This is a genomic window from Alteromonas sp. DY56-G5 (genome assembly GCF_041414725.1).
GTDB classification, from domain to species: Bacteria; Pseudomonadota; Gammaproteobacteria; order Enterobacterales; family Alteromonadaceae; genus Alteromonas; species Alteromonas macleodii.
The window spans coordinates 1-6,249 of the sequence record NZ_JANHZQ010000085.1; the positions used below are offsets into that span (position 1 = coordinate 1).

Genomic DNA, 6,249 nt, shown 5'->3' on the forward strand with positions numbered 1-6,249 from the left:
TTCACTAATATCTAACTTACCGCTCCCTGTTATATTTTTATGAAAAACTGAGGCGACAACTATCCTGACACAGGGGGGTCCCGTAAGCGATCACTTTTGTTCCTGTAAACGATCACTTTAATTCCTGTATATGGTCACCTTATATCCTGTAAATGATCACTTTAGTTCCTGTAAGTGATCACCTTCAACCGATGTAGCCCCTTATATATGGGGGATAGGAGACGCCTAAATATTTAAAATAAGTAAAGACTTAAAGTAATAAACAACGTCGTTGTCCATACTCAATTTTTAGAGAAATTAGTGAGCTGGTTCTCAAGTGTGTCTTGTGCAGATAGGCACTTTGAAAGAGCCGTTTCATTCAGGCCGCATAATTTGGCCATCTTAATGAATTCATTAACAGTAGGTGATGACCTATCAGACTCGTAGTTCTTTATTGTTTTTGCACAAACATTCAATTCTTCAGACAATTTTTTTTTAGTAAATCCACCATAAAGCCTCAGAGCTTCAAGGTCTTTGCCAAGAATATACATAATACTTCCCTGTTAAATACAACTTTCCATCAAATTTCCTGATTTTTATCAATGCCTTACTTTTCTTTTAACTAATAAGGCAAGGATAAGAAAATGAACGAAATTAATTATCGGTATTTCAACTTTTCACTTAATGATAAACAAAAGCAAGCTTTTAACACTTTTTATGACAGTAGAACTGCACAGGTAATAATCAATAGTAGCCTGAAAGTGTTTTGCGTTGAGAGAGATAACCAAACCGGGAGTGGCTGGAATATTGAGTGTATCTCTTGGTCTGAAAGAACGGTTATCGAAAAATTTGCGATACGCTCAGTCTCTGCATGGACTCAACAGATTAGGTATAGGGGCAAAGGGGTAAAGCCAAGCGTCTATCTTAGCAATATTGAGAAAGCTTTAGAGTCTCCAACTAAACTGGATGCAGAAGCCTTATTTCCTGTTATGCAAAATATTAAGCTACATAAGTCGATACTAGAGGAAATACAGGTCCCTGAAATGAAGGTAAGGGCTCGTGAATTGCTCCAGGCTACTAAATCTATTTCTTTAGTTGAGAATGGTAATGTGATGGTAGGAGTTCCCAGAAGCGAAGAAGACTTCTCTAAGTCGTTCATGTTTTTAAGATGTGCATTGCCAAATATAAGCCCCTCCAAGATTAAATATGATTCTGAAAAAGTAGGGAAGTTGATCCCCGTTTTCTGGAAGTAAATTTAAACACTTAAGCCCTAATACATCGCCCATCAGAACAATAAGAACTTTTGGAGTCTATATGCTCACCACAAAGAAGATACAGTCCCATTTTGTAGACATTATCGCCATAACGGAAACAAGGTATCCACTACAACAATGGTTCCATAAAACACCCACTTTAGAAGTAAGTCCTTTGAAAGGTAAAAACGGAATAGCATATTCAACTGGCAATATAATTATTAACTCAGCATTCCTTTCAACTTCAGCAGTCGGCTGTTTGAGAAAAACCATTTGTCACGAAATAGCTCACCTTGTTGTAGGTATTCAGCAAGCTCATAACCAAAAATGGGAAAGTGTTTTTGATGAGTTGTGCTCCCTTTCAGTAGATTTGCGTTCTGGCGGCCATGAAATTGAAATGCAGCAGGTCAAAGAAAATATCCCCTACAAGTATAGGTTACTCGGCTATCTAACTGATGAGCGGGTTCTTGACTTAGGAGGTGCCTATCGTCGAACGAAAAAGTATCTCAGTTATGATGGAAACCATTCGTTTTTAGGTGTCCGAATAACAAGCTACAAATATGTAGATTACAAAGCACCTCTACCCAAGGAGATTATCCAAGACAAGCACCTGAAGGAGCTAGTTTGAGTTTTTAACTAGAAAAGGAGACTACTTCACAAAGGGGGTGTATTCCCTCTTTTTTGTCTTTTTTAATTCTTCATGCATTTTGAATCATATCGATTGGTGAATGTGGAAAGTAAATCGGTGAATAACGTTCAGTGACTCCACTAGCCTTAAGAAAAAAGTTGTTTGGAGAATGCAGTGGGATTAAGCGATATTTTAACTCAGTGTTTAGAGTATAAGGGCAAATATCTGTTTGTTAGAGAGCAGTTGCCAAGTAAAGCATATTCAAAATTGAAAGGGTTATTAGAGCGTTTGGGCGGCAAGTGGTCCAAGAATCATCAAGGGTTTGCTTTTACAAGAGATCCTAAACTCGTTATTGAGCGTGTTCTTGCATGTGGCGCAAGGAATATTAATAAATTTCACCTATACCCAAGTACTGAAGCAGTATTTGAACACATGGTAAGTTGGACTGCTTTAAACTACTTAGGGGCATCAGGAAAAAGAATTAAAGTTCTAGAGCCCAGTATAGGTACCGGGTTTCTAGCTAACTCTCTTTTAGCATACGGAGAGAAAGAAAATCGTTCCTTTGATATTCAAGGTTATGACATCGACCCAATTAATGTGGTTTGCTGCGAAGAGCAGGGTTATCAAGTAGAGCAAAAAGACTTTCTTACTGTAGAGCCAAGCAAAGAGTTTGATTTAGTTATGATGAACCCACCATTTAATCGAAATGAGTTCATAAAGCACATTAGACATGCATTAAAGTTTCTAACTCCTAATGGAGTTCTAATTTCTGTTATCCCAGTAGGTTGGCTTGAGGATATCAATTCCAGCGACAGAGAATGGCTTCTAGAGCGAATATGCTGTGACAGCAATGATTCCCTTGTTAAAGGGGACTTTTTACCTCCAGGGACGTTTGAGGGGACCTCAGTTGAAACCACAATTATCCAACTGAATAGCGATATTGCTCACGATAAATTGATTACTTCAGATTTTTTCATTGAATCGAGAGTAACTACGTTCAACACAATATTATCTAATGACGTTGAATGTCTGGCATTGATCGAGGCTCCAAATATTGAAAGGATTTCTCCAATTGATGTTGTCGATAAGGTTTTGAGAGCTGATGAAGAGCATTCTTTACCAAGATGTTTGAAGGACCGGTTCGTTAAAGAAGTAGGGTATTATTTTGACGAGCCCGGGCTTATAACCACACTACTTTCCATGCAAGACCTTTTATTCCGAGAAGCTGCATAGTTTCCTTCTGGTTTGACATATGGGTGTGATGTAGAACATTACATCCATGGCTCACTTAACGAATTAAATGTGAAATACAAAAAATACAAATCAGAAAACAGGTTTCCTCTTTTGGCTCGTTCTATGGGTAAGCTTCATAAAGTGGAATATTTAGGGTTTTCTTCAGAAGCCACCCGCTTGCTTTTTGATAAATTTGATATGGTTTCTATTGCGATGTTTGCCAATAGGCCTGATATCACACTCTGCGCAAAAGCCTACGCTGGAGATAGCAGAATTGAGCTTGATGATGCGTCTACGAAAGAGCGTCCTTTTTACAAGATTTATGTTGAAACACAAAAAGATGAGTATCACCAAGTCGAGAGGGTATTTTGCAGTGCACATGAGGCAGATGTGTTTATTAAAACAAGAACTGGCGTAGAAGTTATGGATACAATTCGATGCGGCGAAGTCCATTATTTTATTGTTTGTTCCTCGAAAGCATCGAAACCCTTGGAAGATTTATTATGAGTGTGAAAATTAGAAATTTTGGAAACGATAGAGTTGTCCATTCTAAAACTGAATTAGTGGACTGCCTTGTTAATAATTACAAAAATAACTCAGTCTCGCTCCAATATGTTACTCAATCTGGGGCGACATGTATCGATTTCATCGATGTCAGTTTAGATGGAACGGTCACAATGTCATATGGTGATAAACACTTTGACTCAACAAAATATTTTTTCGCTTAGTATCTACTGGCAATAACAAAGAGAATTACACTATGAATGGAATATCACTACTTAATCAATTTGAGCTTCTTCCTGGTTTCGAACAGAAACGCGCGGCAGTATTCGATAGCGGCGCTTCAGAGCTTGAGCATATGAGAAACGCGATTGCAATGGGGTACGAGCTCGACAATCTACGTTTGGGCGCCAAGCACCCAACAAGAGATGGGGTTTGGGCGTTTGCGTTTATAGTGGATGCCGGTGAGGGCGAATACCTCGTAGGTGCGGAGAGTGATGCGCTAGGTTGTGCCAGTGAAATTGTAGCAGATGAGAAATTGGTGATAGAACGAGTTAAGCATTATCTTTCTTTGATGTTTAAACCTACAGTTGAACTCGGGACGAACCAAGGAGGCCTTCACTAGTATGAACATGTACGATGCACTATTTGAAGAATTAAAAAACATACGAAATTCTAAAGGTACCTATGAAGTTGGTTTAGCTGATGCAATTGGCTTCGTAAAAGATAAGGGCGGCAACGTGGCTTATGAAGAAGGGCAAACCATCTTATCTCTGCCAGGCGTTACAGCTTATTGCTTTAAACTATTCCCCGATATTGACCGGTTCTACTTCGAGATATAGGGTGTTCTGGTCATCTCTTCTACCATTTTCTTAAATTCTACTTATAGAAAATAATCTATTGCCCAATTTTTCTTTGCGTTAACATTCTCCATAAACGCGTAACCGAGCGCACTAAATTAATAGGAAACTCTGTTTATGGAAGAACCAAAAGAAACACTATGGCGATATATGCCCTTTGCCCAGTTAGTAAGAATGCTCCAGACTCAAAAGCTCTGGGTGTCTCATGTTTCCTCATTCGAGGATAAGCTCGAGGGCACCCTCGATCTAATTCATTTAAAAATACATCCTGATGCTCGGAAAAACGCACTCGAAAATCTGTCGACCGTATACAGAAATACATATGTTAGTTGCTGGCATTCCGCTTCTTCAGAAAGTCTCGCAATGTGGCGCCTTTATGGGGGACAAGGCTTTTCTGTTGCCGTGCAAACTGAATGGATGAGGTTAGCGCGAACCATTGAAGGTGTACTCGATTACAAGACTGATTCGATTGGAATTATTGGGGCTGTAAACTATGTTAATCCCTTCGACGGCTCCCCAGTTGAGAAAACCAAACCCAACCCTTTAGTAATTCCTATGGGAGTAAGAAACCTAGCGCCGGCGAATTACTTTCAGTTTCTTATGAGAAAATCGAGTGCTTTCGCGTATGAGAAAGAATTCAGAGCGGTATTTGACCTCAAAGGCCAAGAGGGTAGGGGGGTTGATGTACCTTTTAAACCTGAATATCTCATTACTTGTGTTTATGTTTCCCCTGAAGCAGATGATTGGATGATAGAAACTGTAAAAGAGTTAGTCCACCAGCAGTTCGGATTAACTCATATCGATGTTAGGCGTTCTGATATTTCTCCTCACTTCCGTGGACACAACGCATAATAATGCTTTATAGCTCTTAACAGACAATCAATAAATTAGACAGGAATTACGTTCAAAATGGATTATAGAAATGCTTCAGATGAACAGCTTGTAAGAACGATTGGCGGTGGCGCTATGCCAGGGGCAATGGCCTTTGAAGGATGCCAAGCTGAACTTAATAGGAGGCTGGCTGAAAAGTCAGTTAATGTTGCTACTAAAGCTTTATGGATATCGGGCATTTCTGCCTTTGCGGCACTCTGTTCTGCAGTGACATCAATATTTCAGTTACTAGGTTAGTTTATGTTTGAGACTGTAGTAAAGGTTATAAATTTCGTAAATTGGAGTTTGGTCGTTGCCATGATTGCGGTTGGAATAAGCTCCTGGCAAATGTGGGTACAGCGAAAGCATAATCGTGTTTCAGTAACGCCACATCTGTCTGAGCATACTCATACAAGTGTGAATAATGGTGTGATTTCGCTTCAATTTAATGTAGCTAATAATGGAATTGGGCCGGCCTTTATCAATTCTTTTACGGTTCTACATAATGGGAAGAAATTAGATAAGGATACCGATGTTCCTAAACTAGTAGCGGAGCGCTCTGGAATGAATGTAGTTGATCGTTCGACGCACTGGCTTGCTAAAGGGGCATCTTTAGCTGTAAACGAGAAACTTACTTTATTTTCTCTAGATGTCAGGCAAGGAAGTAAATGTCTCAAACAGGAGCTTGAGACGGCATTTAATGAATATGATTTAGTGATTGAATATTCAAACGCCTATAAAGAACGCTTTGTTTTTGATACTAGAGAAGATTAAAACAGCAGTGAAACGGGTTAAATAAGCTTTAGAAGGCTCGAAGGAGATGGCCATACTATATCCATTTTGTTCGAGGAGACTGTAACTAATTTTGTGTAACTGCCTATCTCAATTTACTCTATAGAGAGTTAAGGATAGGCAGATGAACATG

At 39.2% G+C, this 6,249-nt stretch carries 10 protein-coding genes; 9 read left to right on the forward strand and 1 reads right to left on the reverse strand.

Annotated features, from left to right (window positions below; translation table 11 throughout):
* Positions 1-281: 281 nt before the first annotated feature.
* A complete protein-coding gene (locus NO989_RS21250) occupies positions 282-530 on the reverse strand; it encodes a helix-turn-helix transcriptional regulator (RefSeq protein ID WP_348681043.1) in 249 nt (82 codons plus the stop codon).
* A 93-nt stretch (positions 531-623) separates the two neighbouring features.
* Here NO989_RS21250 and NO989_RS21255 point away from each other — a divergent pair, with 93 nt between their 5' ends.
* The 9 genes from NO989_RS21255 to NO989_RS21295 all read left to right on the forward strand — a co-directional run bounded on the left by NO989_RS21255 (position 624) and on the right by NO989_RS21295 (position 6,098).
* Positions 624-1,232 (forward strand): hypothetical protein, encoded by a 609-nt coding sequence (locus NO989_RS21255; protein WP_371343160.1) that lies wholly within the window; start codon positions 624-626, stop codon positions 1,230-1,232.
* A 61-nt stretch (positions 1,233-1,293) separates the two neighbouring features.
* Positions 1,294-1,860, forward strand: a complete 567-nt coding sequence (locus tag NO989_RS21260) for a hypothetical protein (protein WP_371343161.1) — start codon at positions 1,294-1,296, stop codon at positions 1,858-1,860.
* A 174-nt stretch (positions 1,861-2,034) separates the two neighbouring features.
* Positions 2,035-3,093, forward strand: coding sequence for an SAM-dependent methyltransferase (locus NO989_RS21265; RefSeq protein WP_371343162.1), 1,059 nt, complete (start codon positions 2,035-2,037; stop codon positions 3,091-3,093).
* A 69-nt stretch (positions 3,094-3,162) separates the two neighbouring features.
* Complete coding sequence (locus NO989_RS21270) at positions 3,163-3,600, forward strand: hypothetical protein (protein WP_015068523.1); 438 nt, start codon at positions 3,163-3,165, stop codon at positions 3,598-3,600.
* Positions 3,601-3,853: 253 nt separating this feature from the next.
* Positions 3,854-4,219, forward strand: coding sequence for a hypothetical protein (locus NO989_RS21275; protein ID WP_015068525.1), 366 nt, complete (start codon positions 3,854-3,856; stop codon positions 4,217-4,219).
* Position 4,220: 1 nt separating this feature from the next.
* Complete coding sequence (locus tag NO989_RS21280) at positions 4,221-4,436, forward strand: hypothetical protein (RefSeq protein ID WP_069945742.1); 216 nt, start codon at positions 4,221-4,223, stop codon at positions 4,434-4,436.
* A gap of 135 nt (positions 4,437-4,571) precedes the next feature.
* Positions 4,572-5,306: a DUF2971 domain-containing protein gene (locus NO989_RS21285; RefSeq protein ID WP_015068527.1), complete on the forward strand. Its 735-nt coding sequence runs from the start codon at positions 4,572-4,574 to the stop codon at positions 5,304-5,306.
* 57 nt (positions 5,307-5,363) lie between these two features.
* Positions 5,364-5,582 carry a hypothetical protein gene (locus tag NO989_RS21290; protein ID WP_015068528.1) on the forward strand — a complete coding sequence of 73 codons (219 nt, stop codon included), beginning with the start codon at positions 5,364-5,366 and terminating at the stop codon, positions 5,580-5,582.
* Between the two features lie 3 nt (positions 5,583-5,585).
* The gene (locus tag NO989_RS21295) at positions 5,586-6,098 is read left to right on the forward strand and encodes a hypothetical protein (protein WP_015068529.1); all 513 of its coding nucleotides are present in this window, start codon (positions 5,586-5,588) and stop codon (positions 6,096-6,098) included.
* The last annotated feature ends 151 nt before the right edge of the window (positions 6,099-6,249 follow it).

Bases quoted from the DNA above. Each gene is read 5' to 3' on its own strand.
- NO989_RS21260 (WP_371343161.1), top strand. From the start codon at position 1,294: ATGCTCACCACAAAGAAGATACAGTCCCATTTTGTAGACATTATCGCC.
- NO989_RS21250 (WP_348681043.1), bottom strand. From the start codon at position 530: ATGTATATTCTTGGCAAAGACCTTGAAGCTCTGAGGCTTTATGGTGGA.
- NO989_RS21285 (WP_015068527.1), top strand. From the start codon at position 4,572: ATGGAAGAACCAAAAGAAACACTATGGCGATATATGCCCTTTGCCCAG.
- NO989_RS21280 (WP_069945742.1), top strand. From the start codon at position 4,221: ATGAACATGTACGATGCACTATTTGAAGAATTAAAAAACATACGAAAT.
- NO989_RS21255 (WP_371343160.1), top strand. From the start codon at position 624: ATGAACGAAATTAATTATCGGTATTTCAACTTTTCACTTAATGATAAA.
- NO989_RS21275 (WP_015068525.1), top strand. From the start codon at position 3,854: ATGAATGGAATATCACTACTTAATCAATTTGAGCTTCTTCCTGGTTTC.
- NO989_RS21295 (WP_015068529.1), top strand. From the start codon at position 5,586: ATGTTTGAGACTGTAGTAAAGGTTATAAATTTCGTAAATTGGAGTTTG.
- NO989_RS21290 (WP_015068528.1), top strand. From the start codon at position 5,364: ATGGATTATAGAAATGCTTCAGATGAACAGCTTGTAAGAACGATTGGC.